This is a genomic window from Peribacillus sp. P4_C12, from assembly GCF_056402095.1.
Genome location: NZ_JBFUIB010000765.1, coordinates 1 through 1,405 on the forward strand (window position 1 = coordinate 1; position 1,405 = coordinate 1,405).

At 34.0% G+C, this 1,405-nt stretch carries 2 protein-coding genes and 1 pseudogene; 2 read left to right on the forward strand and 1 reads right to left on the reverse strand.

Annotated features, from left to right (window positions below; all coding sequences use genetic code 11):
• Together AC1DUW_RS28760 and AC1DUW_RS28765 are read left to right on the forward strand one after the other, a co-directional pair.
• The coding region (locus tag AC1DUW_RS28760; RefSeq protein WP_477644178.1) for an IS3 family transposase at positions 1 to 122 on the forward strand (122 nt) is incomplete at its 5' end.
• A 155-nt stretch (positions 123 to 277) separates the two neighbouring features.
• On the forward strand, positions 278 to 499 hold the full coding sequence (locus AC1DUW_RS28765; protein WP_053345462.1) for a hypothetical protein: 222 nt from the start codon (positions 278 to 280) through the stop codon (positions 497 to 499).
• Positions 500 to 649: 150 nt separating this feature from the next.
• Here AC1DUW_RS28765 and AC1DUW_RS28770 read toward each other — a convergent pair.
• A pseudogene (locus tag AC1DUW_RS28770) lies at positions 650 to 1,405 on the reverse strand (PQQ-dependent sugar dehydrogenase); the annotation flags it as partial.

Genomic DNA, 1,405 nt, shown 5'->3' on the forward strand with positions numbered 1-1,405 from the left:
ATGAGACATTTGAAGCGTTACAACAAGCGGTAAATGATTATATCCAGTTTTACAATAACGAACGTTACCAAGAAAGATTAAACGGCTTAAGCCCATTGGAATACAGGGCTCAAGTCGCTTAAAGCTTTTTTATTATTTCCACTGTCTACTTGACAGGGAGCTGTTCATCTTTTTTCAAAATGGATTCTTTTTATTAAACGAAAAATATGGGTTTGCGAGATATTTTTTGATTAAACTTTATTTAAAAGCTACAAAAGAAGCTGCATAGGAGGTAAGTATGAGTGAGAAAAAGGAATTAACAAAAGAGGAATTGCAACAGAGAGTCAAATGCTTAGAATATGATCTAAATAAATGGATTAAAATCGAAAATAAATTAATAGAGAAGATAGCAAGGAAAGAACATGAGAATACTATTATATCTGTTAAAATAGAAGAAATTTCAGAAGGCTTTGTAGCCTTGCAAAAACAACAAGAAATTACTGAAGACACTAAGGCCTAATTAAAGGCTTTTTTTATTGTCCTTAAGGAGTGTAGAAATTGAAGAATTAGAAGATGAAATAAAAAATAAAAATAATTAAGCACTAAGAAAAAGAGTGATTTTATCAAGAAGAGATTTATCTGGTATTAAGTAGAATTTTATAGTTATAAATCATGGAACAATTTCAAAAACAGTACCTTGGTTAAAATCAGTCACTTTCATAGAGCCATAAACCCCTAAATATAGTCTTGTTTGATCCAGATTCGTTCCCAAATTAACATAATAAGCTGATTGAGACCCAAAATTATAATCGGTTTCAATAACACTAAAATCATTTAGTTTACAATCTGTACTTACCGTGGTATAAGCTAAAACCCCTCTAACCGGAGGCTGAGATTCTTTATCCTTGGCAAGATCGGTAAACACAACGCTTCCCGTTAAATTGGGGATTCCATTTCCCATATATGGCTGAACTCCTGTAAGTGCAGTTCCTCCAAACTTATCGGGGCGGGGATCTTTATGAAAATAACTAGTAATAGGCTGAATACGCTTCACTGAAGAATTTATTGCTTCATTGTAATAAGCAATTGTTTTCTCATCCAAAGTTGGATTTGCAGAGCAGCCCCTTATAAACGAAGTAGGAAAAGCACCTTCCCAGCCTCGCCAGCCAAAGTTAATAAATCCTTCTAGGTCAGGTTTAGATTTCATTAAAGAAGCTTGAATAAGCTGAGTAACCGGTATTGGTTTATAATGAACGAATGAAAAAATCGACTCTACCAAATCCTGTCCGACATTTCCCACATATTTGATATACTGATTATAAAACTTTTGAAATGAAATGCCTGGTATATTGCGAACCCCTTTGGCAATTACCGTAAGCGTTTCCTGAATAGGTGCGGGAAGTTCATTAAAACGTGTGATTACCGG

Coding starts and splice junctions, on each gene's coding strand:
- AC1DUW_RS28765 (WP_053345462.1), top strand. CDS start 278: ATGAGTGAGAAAAAGGAATTAACAAAAGAGGAATTGCAACAGAGAGTC.